We start from the raw sequence: 14785 nt of genomic DNA, 5'->3' as shown, positions 1-14785 counted from the left end.
GCAGGCCGCATCAAGCTACACTGACGGAACACAACCCACCACGGTGTCCGCGACACTTTCCGAAAGGCGCACCATGACGAAGACTATTGTGACCGGAGTCGACTCCAGCCAGACGGCGCTCGCCGCTGCGCAGAAAGCGGCAGAGCTGGCTGACGGGATCGGCGCGGAACTCCACGTCCTCTCCGCGTACAGCATCAGCGCCTCGGTCACCCTGCAGGCGGCCAAGAGCAACAACATGGGTCCCGGGACCTCGGCCGCCTACCAGAAACTCACCGACGGCTACTCGCGCGCCGCCCAGGAGGTCGCCGACTCCGTCGCCGCCGTCCTGCGCGAGGCCTACCCGTCGCTGACCGTCCACGCCTCCGCCGTCGAAGGAACCCCGGCCGACGTACTCCTGCTCCAGGCGGAGAAGCTCGACGCCGACACCATCGTCGTCGGCAACAAGCACGTCCAGGGCATCTCGCGGATCCTCGGCAGTGTGGCGCGCAAGGTGGCGGCGGAAGCCGCGTGCGACCTCTACATCGTCAACACCACCCAGCAGTAGGACGGCACGGCACCGGCCCGTGTTCCTGGTCTCCCTGGTCCTCGGCCCCCTTCTCGTCGGGGCGGCGTGGCTCTGTCACGTCCTCCGTACCGGAGGAGTGGTCAGCTGCGTGACGCTGCTGTTCCTCGGCACCGTCCTGATCTTCCTGGATGTCGTGGTGTCCTTGTCCGATTTCGACGAGGTGACGACCGCCGCCGCAGTGACGAACGGCATCGTCGCCCTCGTCGCGGTGGCGGTGTGCGCCTGGTCGCTGAAAGTGTTCACGGCCCGCTGAGAATCCTCCGTACGATAAACCGTATGGACAGCGTCATCACCCTCCGCGTGAGCCATTCCCACCTCTTCCCCGGAGCGGTACTGCGTCTCCCGGAGGGCCAGCCGTACCCCGCCGTTCCTGCCGAGTGTCTGCTGCTGTTCTCCGACGAATCCGAAGCTGAGGCCGAAATCATTCCCGACCACAGCACCGACACCGCTGCCGGCCGCCTGCTCGTCAGCGCCTACACCACCGGTGCAGGAACGGCGATCGACGCGAAGAACTGGCACCTCACCGCGACCGCACCCAGCGAGCTGAAAGTCACCCGCCGCACCGACGACGGCTAAACAGGCAGCCCCACCTTCGGCTTCGCCCAGGAGCGGCCCCAGGTGTCCTTGAGGATGTCGTACTCGACGTCCACATGCGGTTCGATCGCACTGTACTTGTCATTCGGGGCCCCGATGACCAGCTGGAATCCCAGACCACGCCATGCGCCGATGGCACGTTTGGTGAAGTGCGCGTCCGCCTTGATCAGCGCCTCATCCAGGAAGACCGGCGCATACCGCGGCCGTTCAGCGTCGGCGTCACCGAGCTGGTAGCGCAGCGCAGCGCCGACGATGAAGGCGATCAACTCCTGCGACTCACCGCCGGACTTCTCCCCGATGTGGTCGTACAACGCGGCATGCTCCTTGGTCTCCGCATCGATCTTCTCCGCGCTGACCCGCACGTGGTTGCGCACGTCCACCAGGTCGGCGAAGTCGGGCGCAGTCCGACGGATACGGTTGATCAACCGTGCCATGCGCTCGTAGGCCTGTTCCCGCTCCGCGTCGCTGGCGGCGTCCTCGATCAGGCTGCGGACGTCACGCAGGTCCTTGCGGAACCGTCGGCGCACCTCCGACTGGTTCTCCCGGGGGACGATCTGGAGACGGTGGTCGTCGTCGTAGAACGGCAGGTTCTCCATGATCCGGTTGATCGGTTCGATCCGCTCCCGGATCTCCCGCAGCGAGCGTCCCAAGGTCGATTCGAGGTTGGTGAGGTCGTTGCCCGACAGCGTCAGCAGACTGTTCTTCCACTCCGCCTCCAGCTCATGCAGACCGCTGGTCTCCAGGTCCTCGAGGATCCGCTCGAAGTCCTTGAGGGAGGTGTCCGGATCGGCACGCAGCGTGGGGTTCGGCCAGGTGTCGAGGAAGGTCTCCAGGGTGCGGCGCAGCGACTCGCGCTGCTCAGTCAGCGTGGCCTCAGCGGCCGCACGGTCCTCCTCGAGGCGTCGGGACGCGGTGTCCAGTGCGGCGTCGAAGCGGGCGAGCCGGGAGCCGGAGGCCTCACCGCCCGCCGGGTCGAAGCGCTCGTTCAGGTAGGACGCCTGGGCGTCGTTCAAGGTCCGCTCGGCGTTTTCCGCCTCGTCGAGGGCCTCCTGCGCGGCATCGACCTCGTCAACCGTGTCGGCCCACTGGCGGGCCAGCCGGTCCTGTTCGCCTTTGGCACGACCGGTGCTCTCCTGCAACCGGGTGACCTTGGCCTTCAGGTCAGCGATCTGTTGCTGCAGGTCGGCGATCTCCGGGTTGCCGTCGGTGATCTCGGCGATGATGCCGGCCCAGCGGTCACGTTCCTGCTCGACGGACCGGACGTCGATCTGGTCCCAGGTCACGTCGGTCACCCGCGTGTAGGCGGCATGGCGGGCGTCCAGGTCATCCAGTTCGGCGCCTGCCCGTCGCTCAGCGGCTTCGGCTCCCCTGATCTCGTCCCGGAGCGCGGCGATACTGTCGTCCAGTTCCGCCAGCCGCCGTCGGCTGGAGAATCCCAGCACATTACGCCCGCCGTGACCGCCATGGGCACCACGGTCCCCCTGGGACACCTGACCGTTGATCGTCAGCGCAGGTTGCCGCGCTGAAAGCCCCTCGGCGGAGTCGAAGGAATCCACACAGTAGAACCCGAACTGCCGTTCCAGGCGGTCCTGCAACCATCCGGTGAAGGCTGTGTCCCGGTAGTCCAGTCGTCCGGGTAGGCATTGCGGGTCGAGTCGGTCGCGCTGTTCGAAGTCGGTGTGCACGCCTTCGTACCGCAGCCGGACGTCCGTGCGGACCGCATCGACGGCACCACGGAAGCGGGGCAGGTCGTCGGCGTCGATGAGCATGGTGGTGGCGAACCCACCCAGGGCAAGGTTGAACGCCTCCCGCCAGGGTTCATACTCGGTTGACACGTCGACGAGCTCACCGACGAACGGCAGATCGTCGATCTGCAGGCCCGCAGCGTCCGCCAGGAGTCGACGGGCAACATGGAGACGTTCCGGGATGTTGTCCCTGCGTTGCTCGGTCCACCGCTGTTCGGTCTCCAGCTCGGCGAGCTGACGCCGCAGCTTCTTCAGTTCCACACGGGACTCCGCATAACCGTCGCGGGCGGAGGTCTTCGCCCCGGGGTCAGCGAGTGCGGCGCGGGCACGCTCCGCCAGCTCGGTGAAGTCCTGTTCGGAGTCGATGTCCTGCTCGAGGCAGGCGATGTTCTCGTCGAACCGCGCGCGGTTCTGCTGCACCGCTGTCAGCCGACGTTCCACCTGTGCGAGCTCACGCTCGGCGGTGTCCAACCGGTCGCCGCCGGAATGCCGCAGGACGTCCAGCAGACCGTCGCGCTCCACCTCCGCGGCCTCGGCCAGGGCCGCCTGCGCCCGGACGTCGGCGTCCGCCGCCTGCTTCTGCTTCCGGACCTCGGTCTCCGCCTCGTGGAGCAGCTCCAGTCGGCGTCCTGTGCGCCACAGGGCCGCCAGCGACGACGGATCCGAGAAACGCCCGATCTCATCGAGTAGGCGCAACCGCTCGGCAGCATCCTCGATCTTCGTCCGGAACCCCCGGACAGGCTGCAGCATCCGCACCTGTTTCTGCGCGGTGACCATCCGGCTCCGGGTGCTCTCCAGTTCGTCGAAGTGGGCGACGACGGCGTCGGCGGTGGCCATCGTCTCAGGCTCTTCGAGCACCATGCGTTTGTAGAGTTCATCAACGGTGGTGATCTGCTGGCCCGCCTGGATTCGGGCAAGCAGGCTCATGGCCTTGGCACCTGCCCCGGCGGCTCCGATGCCCAGCACCGAGTGCACGCGCGCCAGGAACTCACGGTCGGTGGCCATGGTTTCCAGCCCCGTCGCCTTCACCGCGGAGTCCGAGAGCCGTTGCGTGGCTGCACCCTCGAGCACGGCGAGGTCGAAGTCCCCGTCGACCACACCGCGGACCTTCACCGTGTCGTCGAGGACCCGGGCCGATGCCGGGATGTACCAGGCGCGCACCGCGGTGAACCGCGAACCGTCGTGGTCACGCCAGGTCATCGACACCGCCGTCCAGGTGTCGCACCCGTCACCGCGCAGGACGGTGACCTGGGTTCCGTCATCGGTGCGGGACTCGTCGATCTTCCCGCGGCCGTAGGACAGGATGTTGCGCTGGTCCTCCCCGCGTGGACGTCCCGTCACACCACCGTTGGAGGCGCCGTTGAACGGCGTGGTGTGCTGCATCATCAGCGCGATGTAGGCGTCCATCAGTGTGGACTTCCCGGAACCGGACCCACCGCACAGCAGCGTCGCCTCGGGAGAGAACTTCACCCGGTGGGCGCCGTCGTACCCGCCCCAGTTGACCAGGTGAAGCTCGTCGGCGAGCCACTGCTGCCCGCGGGACTCCGCCGGCACCAGTCCGAACAATGTGTCGAGCATGGTCACAGCTCAGTGCCTCCCTGTGTCTGTCCACTCCGTGTCTGTTCCTGCAGCCAGTCGTTGAGTTCACGCAGCCGGTCGGCACTGAGCACGATCTCGACCAGCGGGCTGATCCGGTAGCGACCCTCGGTCTCCTCGTCGATGATGCCTTCCTGGCGCAGCCGGCCCAGGGCGTTTCGGATCAGTTTCTGTCGGCGTGCGACGTCGCCGTTGGCTTCGGTGAAGTAGGTCATCACGGTCTGCTCCACCTCTTCGACGTCCACCCGGGCGGCAAGTTCACCGGCGGTGGACTCGCGCTGGTAGACGGTGCGCAGGTAGACCAGCACCAGTGTCTCGGCCCTGGTGTAGGCCTCGTCGCGGAGCAGGATCGGCACATCGAGTTCATCGGAGCGCACCTGCTGTTTGTAGGCGACCCCACGTCCGGAATCGACCACCAGCCGGACGAACAGGTCGTGCAGCCGCGACTCGATGACCTGCTGGTTGTCCATCAGCACCTTCCAGTCGTCGCGGTTACGGTCGGCCTGCAGGAACCGGCGCTGCAACAACCGCACCAGTACGCGCCGGACCTCCGGGTCGAGTACGCCGCGGTCACCGGCGAAGCATTCGTCCGGGTCCTTCTCCATCGAGACGGTGTCGATGAACGGATCGTTCTCGGTCATTCTTCTGCTCCTTGTACAGACTGGGCGCTGACAGCTCCGAAGGCGAACCGTCTGACAGTACCGTCCGGACGGAGCGTCTCGACCACAGACATCTCCTCGCCCTCCTCCATGCCGTTGCGGTGGGCGATCTCCAGCAACCCCAGCAGGTCGACGGGGCGCCGGGAGCCGTCCGGCACCGTGCCGAACGCCGTGGCCAGATCGAAGGGGCCCTCGAGATCCGCGACGAACTGCTCCAGCTCCGGGTAATGCGGCCCACCCCAGGCGCGGGTGTCGGCATGGAGGAACTCGATGTCGGTCCCGTCGTCGTCCTCGCGTCGAAGCGGCTCCGGGGCGCCCGGCAGGTGCAGGTCGTTGAGGGTCTGACGCAGGTGGCCGAGATGCGCGGTGGGGAAACTGCGCAGCGGCTCGACGGCGTCATGTCCACGGGAATCGGTCTTCGTCTCCTGCATCCAGGCCTGCAGGCCGGACATGACGTTGCGCAGCAGGTCGTCGACCTCGCGGTCACGGACGGGGTCGTGGGTTCTCACCTGCGCGGTGATCACGTGGGACGCGCGACGTTGCGCCGTCAGCACCTCCTGCACGCCCTGCTCGACGCGGCGGGCGATGGCGAGCAGTTCGCGGCGTTGATCAGCACTCATGTGCCGGGAGAAGGGCAACGCCATCAGCATGCTGAGCTGGTCGGTGAGGTGGTCGATGTTCTCCGGGTCACCGATGAGGTTGAGTGCACCGGAGAAGGCGCGCCCCTCAGGCGTGGCCTCCATGACATGCTGACCACGGTGCAGGTACTCCCGCAGCACCTCGCCGGTCGGGCGGACGTCCCGCCGGAGGTCGGCGACGACATCGCGCTGCATCGCATTGATCGACTCCGCCACCCGGGCGAAGTCAGCGGGGAGTTCGCGGGACAGGTGGACGACGTTCTCCGCCTCTTCCAGGAGCTGATCGTCGTCGACCGGGTCGATGTCCCCGCGCTCAAGCCGTTCGATCTCCTCGTCGATCGACGCACGTTCGGCACGCAGCGTGGCGATGCGTTCCTCCGGGTCGGTCTCCGCCGCATGGGCGAGCTGGTCGACGGCGTCGAGGAGGGTCCGGACACGGGAGCGGGACACCCGTGCGCGTCCGAGTCCACTGCGGCCGACGATCTCCAGGGCACCGACCGCCTGAGCGGAGAGCCGGTAGACCTCGACATCATCCTCGATCTGGGGAACGAGCCACCCGACGCGGACCCAGTAGCGGCAGATCTCCCGACCGTTCCCGGACGGCAGGCCACGGGAACCCCGGTCATCCTCGTCATATCCGGCGGTGCGGAGTTCGTCCACGACATCGCCGACTTCCACATGCGCATCGGAGATCGCGACGGTGGGACGGTCCGGGGTGAAGATCAGCGACAACGCTGCGACGACGAACGGCGCGTACCGGCCGTGAAGCAGGTCGAGTGTCGGGTTCTTGAAGGCCGCCGCTGTCCGTTGATAGGCCGCCTCTGCACGCATGATTACCATCGGGGAAGAGTGTAGCGCCCGGGGTCGCGGCGCTGGATTCGGCGTGGTCGGGGTAGTTTTCCGGGGCGGGTTCCGGGGTGGGTTCCGGGCGGTGTGGGCCGGGCCGACGTGCCTGCTCCCGACTCCGTGTGCACGCCCTGTCATCTGAGTCACCGCTCAGGGCGATTCTGGCCTCCGATTCGTCCTGAGCGGTGACTCAGATGACAAACGGTGTCAGCAGAGACCTCTTCGAGGGTGAGCTAGAGTGCCACCGCCTGCGAAGGCTCTGCATCTCGAGGAGAACACCCATTGCGAGCACGGTCGATCCCTGTGGTAGCCATCCGATGTGATGCGGCGGGACCCACAGCTATTTGAGCTACCTGCCGGCCCTGCGGTTCACCCAATGGACGAATCCCGCGCCGACGAGAACGACAACGAAGAATATGAGGCCACCGACCACCGATTCGTTCCGTGCGGCGAGCCATATCGCCGCAACTGCACCGAAGGTCCCGACGATAACTGCTTTTGGCTCCACCGAGCCCTTGCGCTCAGCCATCATGATCCCCTCTCATCAACGCCGACTGCCGGGGATTCCTCCCTTTTCCCTTCTAGGGTATATCCATACTCTCATTGCCCTCGGAGATCGCCGGGCATCGTCAGTTGATTTGTCCCCCGCTGGGGGCTCTCTGACCTGACCACGGAAACCCCGACAAGTTCTCGGTCGATACGCTCGTCGATATCGAGACGAAAATAGGGGCGCACCTCCGAGTCGTCAAGGACGAGCCGACAACAAGCATGAGGACAACCGGTGCGAGGAACGTTCGCCCTACACAGCCACGGCTCACTCGGACCCGTTCTGCCACCGGAGGCCACAGACCGCGGCATGAGCGGTTCACGGTAATCATCAATGAAACGCGCGACGACTGACTAGCAACGACCCGGACACTGAGGCACAAAAGCCGCTGTAAGGGGCTTGACTTCAACATATGTTCAACCATCACCATGGCACGTATGACCTCATCGACACCAAAACTACGCAATCACTACCCCGCCCCAGTACCCCGCAGGAACCGGATTATGGTCGTCTCCTCCAGTGTCCGTAGCGATCGGATCAGCCCGAACATCGCCAGTTGGGTTCTCACGTCGCTGGCAGACCAGGCCGACTTCGAGGTCGACCTAGTCGACCTTGCCGAAATCACGCTTCCCGACGATAACCTGCTCTACCCCGGAGGCGGGCCCGCCACTGAGGTCGGCGAAAGGATCGAGGCGGCCAGCGCATTTGTGTTCGTCACCCCGGAGTACAACCACTCCTATCCCGCGTCACTGAAGCGACTGATCGACTGGCACTACTCCCAGTGGAAGCTCAAGCCAGCCACAATCGTTGCTTACGGAGTTCACGGTGGGCACGCGGCAATAGAGCACCTACGAGGGGTACTGGCAGAGCTGAACATGGTCACGATCCGCCGGTGCCTCGGTCTGCCTGCCCCGTGGGAATCCTTGGACGAGGCAGAACGCTTTGCACCGGGCGAGACGGCGGCAACGGCACTCAATCGTGCGCTGAGAGAGCTGGACTGGTGGGCCAGTATTCTCACCCAAGCTCGCACCCACCACCCGTTCCCCACCTGATCATAGAAACTCTAAACGCACTCCGCACATCGACCCAAGAGGATCATCCCATGGCCAGTGAGCAGAATAATCGCCTGCACATATCAATCAACATCTTCATCGCTATTGAAGGCGGAATCGAGGCCCTGACAGCCTTTCAGATCACCGAAATGCAGGACATGAGCGAGGAAGCGACCGCCTACGGTTGGCTGGGCAACGAAGTCTACCGTTCACAGGACAACACCAGGCTGATTGTCCTGACCCGCTTCCAGTCCGCAGAGGCGATGCAAAATTGGGCCCAGACGGATAGATTCCGACAGCATATCGAAAATCTCGACCCTCTGATCCAGAACGGCACGTCCGTACCACTTACCTTCGTTGCAGCCCATGGTGACAGCCATATGATCGACGGCTCGAAACACTGAGGCAGTTCCACGACTCCCTCGGAAATTGACCAAGGAATCCAGCTGTCGGTAGCAGGGTTCTGAGCAAGGAAGCTCACCGACCGGGAAGGTCGCAACGTTTGGTCTCCGATTTTAGGTCTACAAGTACCTCGCGGAGTTCGGCAATCCGTCGTTCGGCATCAGCTACGAGGTAGTCGGTCACCCTTTGCCAGTCCTCGGGCCTCGGTTCATCAGGAATGTCTTCTAACACTTCGGCGATCTCCTGCACTGACAACCCGACACGCTGAGCCACGCGGGCCACACGAACGACGCAAGGTACCCACGGTTGATAGCGGCGCTGATTGCCAGAAGTACGCTGCGACTCAATCAGCCCCCGCCGTTCGTAGAACCTGATCGCCGATGTTGCGGCGCCAGCGAGCTCTGCCACCTCGCCGACGGTCAGTAACTCGGCTCCATTGGATTCGATGGTGATCATGCCTTCAGTATCACTTGACTTCAACTAATGTTCAAGTTCTAACGTCAAGAACATGAAAATGAATCGACGTCAGCGCTTTGTTCTGGCCACGCTATTACTTCCGGTAGTGGTCATTTCGATGGACCTCACAGTGCTCTATCTGGCGGCCCCCTCCCTCAGTGAGCAGTTACGTCCTTCCAGTTCGCAACTGCTGTGGATCATGGACGCTTACGGGTTCGTCCTGGCCGCGCTACTGATTCCTGCAGGAAGGCTCGGTGACCGCATTGGGCGTCGACGCTTGCTTCTGATCGGAGCACTGTTGTTCGGCTTCGCATCCCTGAGTTCCGCCGTTTCGACTTCGGCCGAGTGGCTGATTATCTCCCGCGCCATGATGGGCCTTGGTGGCGCCACGCCCATGCCATCGACGCTTGCGCTCATCCGCACGTCTTTTACCGACGAGCAGCAACGTGCCCGGGCCATCGGCCTATGGACGGCGGCGTTCGCGGCAGGCGGCGCATTGGGGCCCGTGGTCGCCGGCGTACTGCTTGAGTTCTTCCCGTGGGGTTCGGTGTTTATCATCAACGTTCCCGTTGTGTTGCTCCTCCTGCTCGGTATACGACTTTGGGTGGCAGAGTCTCGTGCAAGGATGCCCGCGCCATTACCCCTCGTCGGTGCCCTCATTGGTCTCGTCCTCGTCGTCTCTGCAATGGCGTTACTGAAGCAGGCGACTGCCGGTGCCTGGAGTGCAACTGAGTGGCTTCTGTTGACTCTCACGATTGCAGCGTGCACCGCGTTCGCGGGGCACCAACGCCGTGCAGCGCACCCTCTGGTTGACCGTGGCCTGGTCCGTATGCCCACTGTCAGGCTAGGACTTCTGATCGTAGCGGCGGGGATGTTCACACTCACTGGGCCAAACATGTTCCTGTCTCAGTACATGCAACTCGTTATCGGCCTCTCCCCGCTGCTGACGTCGTTGGCAATGGTCCCGATGGCAGTATTCGGGATCTCAGGCGCGATCCTGGCGAGCGCTCTCATCGCCAAGCTACCCAAAACCCGGGTGATCGTATTCGGACTAATTGCTGCGAGTATCGGCCTCATCGGTATCGCCGTGGCGACACCTACGCAGTCGCTCATCCTGGTTCTGCTCGGCGGGATCGTGCTGAGTATCGGCGTCACCACGTTCCTCTCATTGGCCACTGACCTCACAGTCTCCGCTTCTCCGCCTGATCAGGTGGGGTCTGCCTCCGCCTTGTCGGAGACAAGCTCCGAACTCGGCGCAGCACTGAGCATCGCCGTCCTCGGTACCGCTGCCTCTATGGTCTACCGGAGGATGCTCTCGCTTCCTCCGGGGCTTAACACCAGCGACACCGAGCAAGCAGAACAGTCTCTTCAGAATGCCGCGGCCACTGCTGACACCTTGTCTGAATCGGACGAAAGCAGGCTGATAGAAGCCGCGCAGACTGCCTTCGCCGCAGGTCAGTCGGTCATCACGGCCGGTGCCGCGCTGCTACTCCTCGCACTAGCAGGTGCCGTGGTGATCTATGCTAGGCGCGAATCATGCGAGAATGGGCGGGCTTCTACCCCGACGCCAACGAGTATCAACCAGCCTCCTGATGATTCGTAATTGTCCATCTCACCTGTTCCAGACTCCGTTATAGGGTGAGGGCGGGGGCAAGCGCACAACAGCTTACGAGCCTTCGCTAATGAAAGGGCGTCAGTCACCGGAAACCCGGGCATCGGTACGATTCCAGTGGTCAAGGCACATCTCTTACCGCAACCTCCGGTCAGGAACTACAGCAGACGTTGGACGGCGGACGATCACAAGCACCAGGACAACCAGCGCCAGGACAACCAGCGCCAACATCGCCGACACCGCCGGCAGCCATGCAACCGACCGGGCAAGGATCGGGGCACCCAACGCGGATCCGGTGGCGATGCCGACCTGAACGCTGGTGACGTACACCGAAGACGCCCGGTCAGCGTCACCCTCCGCGATACGCATGACACCGGTCTGAAACACCGGGCCCGTGGCAGCGAACGCCAGCCCCCACACCGCTGCAGCAACGAACACTCCGGCGTACCGAAGCCCCGTGGGCAGAGACAGCATGGCCAGCGCCAGGATCACCAGGCCAGCAGCGAACGTCCACATCGTGACTACCTCCGCCCGCCGTGCCCCGCGGTCGATAACACGTCCTATGAGAACCGTACCGACAGCTCCAGCGAGGCCGAAGAGCGTGAGGATTGCCACCACGAGCCCCGCTGTCCCCGTGACCTCGGTGACGATGACCGCGATGTAGGTGTAGGAGATGAAATGCGCAGTGACCAGCAGGACCGAGATCCCACAGAGCACCAGCACGGTGCGCCAGTTCACCTCGGCGAGGGACGGCCCGGCGTCCCCGTGTGGCACCGCAGCCTCCTCCCCCACTGACCGTAGAGAGTAGAAGACGGCAACGGTGACCGCGATCGTCACTCCGGTGAGCAGAAGAGCAGTGGCCCGCCAGCCGATGAGCCCACCGATGAACGTGGTTCCGGGGCTGCCGAGGATCAACGCCAGCGAGGCTCCGCCGAACACCACGGCAGTCGCGGTACCGACCCGCTCACGCGGAACGAGCGTCGCGGCGGCGGGTGCCACCAGCGACCAGACCACGCCGTGGGTGAGTGCAGCAATGAGTCGGCTGACAGCGAGCATCGCAAACGACGTCGATGCGACGGTGAGCGTTTCCGCGACAACGAGGAAGACAAGCGCGACAACGAGGCTCTTCGGCTTTCAGAGTGCGTCGATTGCGGATCGAAGCCCACCGGAGTGAATCAACGACCGCAAGATGTAGTGCTCCTTGTTTCTGAAACCCAACGCGATACCCCGCAGATGCTCCAGCCTGCCGTTGATCGCCTCGACCGGGCCGTTGGTCGCCCCGGTGTCGAAGTACGCCAGGATCTGGGAGCGCTTACGCCACAACGTCCTACCCAGCGTCGCCAACTCGCTCAGCCCGGCCGGCAGGCCGGACCTGATCCTCTTCAGCAACTTGAACAGTCGGCGCTTACCGTCGCGGGCGACCGGCTCGTCGAACGCCGCAATGATCTGCTGGTAGACCTGCCAGGTCACCTGCACCGCCACATGCCTGTCGTCGGTGAGCACCTCGTCGAGCTTCTCCGCCTTCGTTGGGGTGACCAGCCTGATCCGGGTCATCATCGCCCTGCGGATCCCGTACAACGGATCCCCTGACCGGCCCCGGTGACCGGTGGTCTCGTTCTGGATTCGCTGGCGGCACAAATCCAGCTTGTTCGCCGCCAGGTGCACGACATGGAAAGGGTCCATGACCTGCCTGGCCTTACCGATCTGCTGGGAGGCTGTTTTCGCATAGCCGGTGTAGCCATCCATCGTCACCGTCTTCACGGTGTCGCGGAACCGCTGGGGGCGGGCGGCGAGCCAGTCACCGAAGGCGCCAGCACTTCTACCGGGCACCATGTCCAGCAGTCGGGCCGGACCAGTACCGTCGACCTGCGGGGTCAGATCCACGATCACTGTCACGAAGCTGGAGGACCCGTCACCGCGCACGTGCTTCCACTTGTGTTCATCAACCCCCAGCGCCCGGACGTGGTCCAGGCGGTGGGCGTCACCGTAGGCCAGGTGCCGGCACGCCTCGGTGGCCAGCCGGCCGACGGTCTTCCACCCCAGGCCCAGGGCGCGGGCACAGGCGGCGACACTCATCCCGTCGGTGGCCATGCGCTGCAGAATCCACCGGGTCACCCTGTCGGTGACTGACTGTCGGTCGGCGGCGGCTGTGCGGATCGGCATGCGGAAGATGCTCACCGGACAGTTGTCGTTGCCGCAGGTCAACCGTGGTAGGCGGACATGCAGGATGCTGGGGTGCCCGGCGATGGGAAGATCGGTCAATCGGCGTTCGACATGGTCACGGACCCGGGATGCCTGTCCGCAGTGCGGGCAGGCGGTCGTGACGGTGACGGGGTGGCAGTACAGGTGGGTGGTGTTACCGGCGTCGGCGGCGTTGTCGATGCTCAGGCCCAGTTCGACGGTGCGGCAGATCGTGTCGGCGACGAGGTTCGGGGCAGAGGCAGGTGTGACGGTAGGGTGAGACATGGATCCTGGAGTGACGAGGTGGTGATTAGACACCTTCATCTTGTCACTGCAGGATCCTTCTACCTTCCCGGCCCCGGCACCCTACATGTTGTGATCGCTCATCCCACTGGCTTCACAGTTGCTACGCACTCTGAAAGCCGAAGAGCCAACAACGAGGGCAGTTCGACGGCGTACCCGCGAGGCAAGCGCCACGGTGGGGATCGTGGCGCAAGCAGCGACGATCGCATAGCCACTGACCAGCAGACCGACCTGCCCTTCACCGACGTTGACTCCGTCCGCGATGTCCCGGATGAGCCCAACAGGAAACACCTCGAAGGTGACGTAGACGAACGTCGCGCCGGCAAGCGCGATCAGCTTCGCTATCGTCGTCGCGTTGACCTGGTTCTGCGCAGAGGAGTCTCTCATCGAACTACCTTGCTCCCCGCCGCCCCCGCGTCCGTCGACGCAGTGGTACGCCGAGCGGCATACACGACCTGCGTGATCACGAGTGCGCCGAGAGCACCGAACAGGCCGGCAGCGAGAGTCACGGCGCGGACGCCGAAGCCGAGGGTGATGACCTGTCCCCCGGCCCACGACCCGAGCGCGGCACCCAGCGCGAAAGCTGCCATATTGACCGTCAACGACAACGTCGGGGCGTCCGACGCCGTCGAGAGGATCCTCACCTGTAGCCCCGGGATCAGTGCGAACGTCGCTATCGAGAACAAGATGAGCAAAGCTGCGCTACCGCCCGCCGACGGGGCGGCGATCCAGAAGATGACGCACACGACGGCGAGCGTCCAGGAGAGTCCGAGGACGGTGGCCTCGACGGAACGGTCGGCACACCGGCCACCGATGACGTTGCCGATGATGGAGCCAACGCCGTAGGCAAGGAGTACCGCTGACACCCACGCAGCGGGGAAACCTCCCACATCCGTGAGCAACGGCACCATATAGGTGATGACCGTGAACATGGCACCCGAGCACAACACGGTGGCCATTACGGTGCCGATCACCTGCCAGTTCGCGAACGCGCGGAACTCATGTCGCACGGAGGAGTGAACCGATGCTCCACCAGCGTCAGGAATCGTCAGCAGGATGAGCACGATCGCGATGGAGGCAAGGACGGCGACGGTGCCGAAGGTTGCCCGCCAGTCCACCTGCTGCGCCATCAGCGTTCCGAACGGCACGCCGAGCACGGTGGCCAGTGTCACACCGAACTGCGTGCCTGCCACCGCGGACCCCTGCCGGTTCTCCGCGACCATGGCGCCGGCGGTGACGACACAGACAGCCATGAAAGTTCCCTGGATGACGGCGGTGATCACCCGACCGACGAGCAGGACACCGAAGCTGGGGGCGGTGGCGCAGACCACGTTACCGAGGACGAAGACGAGCAGAAGAAGGACCAACAGGTGTTTGCGTCGGATACGGGTGGTGACAGCGGTCATGATCGGCCCGCCGAAGACCACGGTCAATGCGTAGACGGTGACCAGGAGTCCTGCGGTGGGGATGGTCACGGACATGTCCCGGGACAGTTCGCCCAGCATGCCGCTGGGCGAGAGTTCCGCGGTACCGACGCAGAAAATGGCCAGAATCAGGACGGCCATGCGGATGTACATGGGGTCTTTCAT

14 protein-coding genes and 1 pseudogene are annotated in these 14785 nt (G+C 64.3%); 6 read left to right on the top strand and 9 right to left on the bottom strand.

Features of this window, described 5'->3' with window-relative positions; translation table 11 throughout:
- The first annotated feature begins 73 nt into the window (after positions 1 to 73).
- Genes FS507_RS11025 through FS507_RS11015 form a run of 3 tightly spaced genes read left to right on the top strand, consistent with a single transcriptional unit; the run spans position 74 to position 1141 of the window.
- Positions 74 to 544 carry a universal stress protein gene (locus FS507_RS11025; RefSeq protein WP_145942835.1) on the top strand — a complete coding sequence of 157 codons (471 nt, stop codon included), beginning with the start codon at positions 74 to 76 and terminating at the stop codon, positions 542 to 544.
- A 19-nt stretch (positions 545 to 563) separates the two neighbouring features.
- Positions 564 to 818: a hypothetical protein gene (locus tag FS507_RS11020; RefSeq protein ID WP_145942834.1), complete on the top strand. Its 255-nt coding sequence runs from the start codon at positions 564 to 566 to the stop codon at positions 816 to 818.
- A gap of 23 nt (positions 819 to 841) precedes the next feature.
- The gene (locus FS507_RS11015; RefSeq protein ID WP_145942833.1) at positions 842 to 1141 is read left to right on the top strand and encodes a hypothetical protein; all 300 of its coding nucleotides are present in this window, start codon (positions 842 to 844) and stop codon (positions 1139 to 1141) included.
- Here FS507_RS11015 and FS507_RS11010 read toward each other — a convergent pair.
- The 4 genes from FS507_RS11010 to FS507_RS10995 form a co-directional block, all read right to left on the bottom strand.
- Entirely contained in the window at positions 1138 to 4482 is a 3345-nt protein-coding gene (locus FS507_RS11010) for an ATP-binding protein (RefSeq protein WP_260853338.1), read from the bottom strand. The genes FS507_RS11015 and FS507_RS11010 overlap by 4 nt on opposite strands.
- Before the next feature lie 2 nt (positions 4483 to 4484).
- Positions 4485 to 5141 carry a DUF4194 domain-containing protein gene (locus FS507_RS11005; RefSeq protein WP_260853337.1) on the bottom strand — a complete coding sequence of 219 codons (657 nt, stop codon included), beginning with the start codon at positions 5139 to 5141 and terminating at the stop codon, positions 4485 to 4487.
- A complete protein-coding gene (locus tag FS507_RS11000; RefSeq protein ID WP_145942831.1) occupies positions 5138 to 6637 on the bottom strand; it encodes a DUF3375 domain-containing protein in 1500 nt (499 codons plus the stop codon). Before FS507_RS11000 ends, FS507_RS11005 begins: the two co-directional genes overlap by 4 nt.
- 355 nt (positions 6638 to 6992) lie before the next feature.
- Positions 6993 to 7175, bottom strand: coding sequence for a hypothetical protein (locus FS507_RS10995; RefSeq protein ID WP_186314651.1), 183 nt, complete (start codon positions 7173 to 7175; stop codon positions 6993 to 6995).
- Positions 7176 to 7693: 518 nt separating this feature from the next.
- On the opposite strand from FS507_RS10995, the gene FS507_RS10990 reads away from it, so the two are divergent.
- Both FS507_RS10990 and FS507_RS10985 read left to right on the top strand, forming a co-directional pair.
- The gene (locus FS507_RS10990; RefSeq protein WP_145942829.1) at positions 7694 to 8242 is read left to right on the top strand and encodes an NADPH-dependent FMN reductase; all 549 of its coding nucleotides are present in this window, start codon (positions 7694 to 7696) and stop codon (positions 8240 to 8242) included.
- Positions 8243 to 8292: 50 nt separating this feature from the next.
- Entirely contained in the window at positions 8293 to 8646 is a 354-nt protein-coding gene (locus FS507_RS10985) for an antibiotic biosynthesis monooxygenase (protein WP_145942828.1), read from the top strand.
- 73 nt (positions 8647 to 8719) lie between these two features.
- Here the strand turns inward: FS507_RS10985 and FS507_RS10980 are convergent, their stop codons facing one another.
- On the bottom strand, positions 8720 to 9100 hold the full coding sequence (locus FS507_RS10980; RefSeq protein ID WP_145942827.1) for a MerR family DNA-binding transcriptional regulator: 381 nt from the start codon (positions 9098 to 9100) through the stop codon (positions 8720 to 8722).
- Positions 9101 to 9152: 52 nt separating this feature from the next.
- Here FS507_RS10980 and FS507_RS10975 point away from each other — a divergent pair, with 52 nt between their 5' ends.
- Positions 9153 to 10703 carry an MFS transporter gene (locus FS507_RS10975; protein ID WP_145942826.1) on the top strand — a complete coding sequence of 517 codons (1551 nt, stop codon included), beginning with the start codon at positions 9153 to 9155 and terminating at the stop codon, positions 10701 to 10703.
- 144 nt (positions 10704 to 10847) lie between these two features.
- Here FS507_RS10975 and FS507_RS10970 read toward each other — a convergent pair.
- From FS507_RS10970 to FS507_RS10955, 4 genes and pseudogenes are all read right to left on the bottom strand, one after another.
- Positions 10848 to 11825, bottom strand: a pseudogene (locus FS507_RS10970) (MFS transporter); the annotation flags it as partial.
- A gap of 21 nt (positions 11826 to 11846) precedes the next feature.
- Positions 11847 to 13178, bottom strand: a complete 1332-nt coding sequence (locus FS507_RS10965) for an ISL3 family transposase (protein WP_145942824.1) — start codon at positions 13176 to 13178, stop codon at positions 11847 to 11849.
- Positions 13179 to 13259: 81 nt separating this feature from the next.
- Entirely contained in the window at positions 13260 to 13583 is a 324-nt protein-coding gene (locus tag FS507_RS10960) for an MFS transporter (RefSeq protein ID WP_145942823.1), read from the bottom strand.
- A complete protein-coding gene (locus FS507_RS10955; protein WP_145942822.1) occupies positions 13580 to 14785 on the bottom strand; it encodes an MFS transporter in 1206 nt (401 codons plus the stop codon). Before FS507_RS10955 ends, FS507_RS10960 begins: the two co-directional genes overlap by 4 nt.

Origin of the sequence: Corynebacterium glyciniphilum AJ 3170 (genome assembly GCF_007673095.1) — a bacterium.
Lineage (GTDB): Bacteria > Actinomycetota > Actinomycetes > Mycobacteriales > Mycobacteriaceae > Corynebacterium.
The sequence above is the reverse complement of the archived record's forward strand: the minus strand, read 5'-3'. Positions and strand labels throughout refer to the sequence as shown.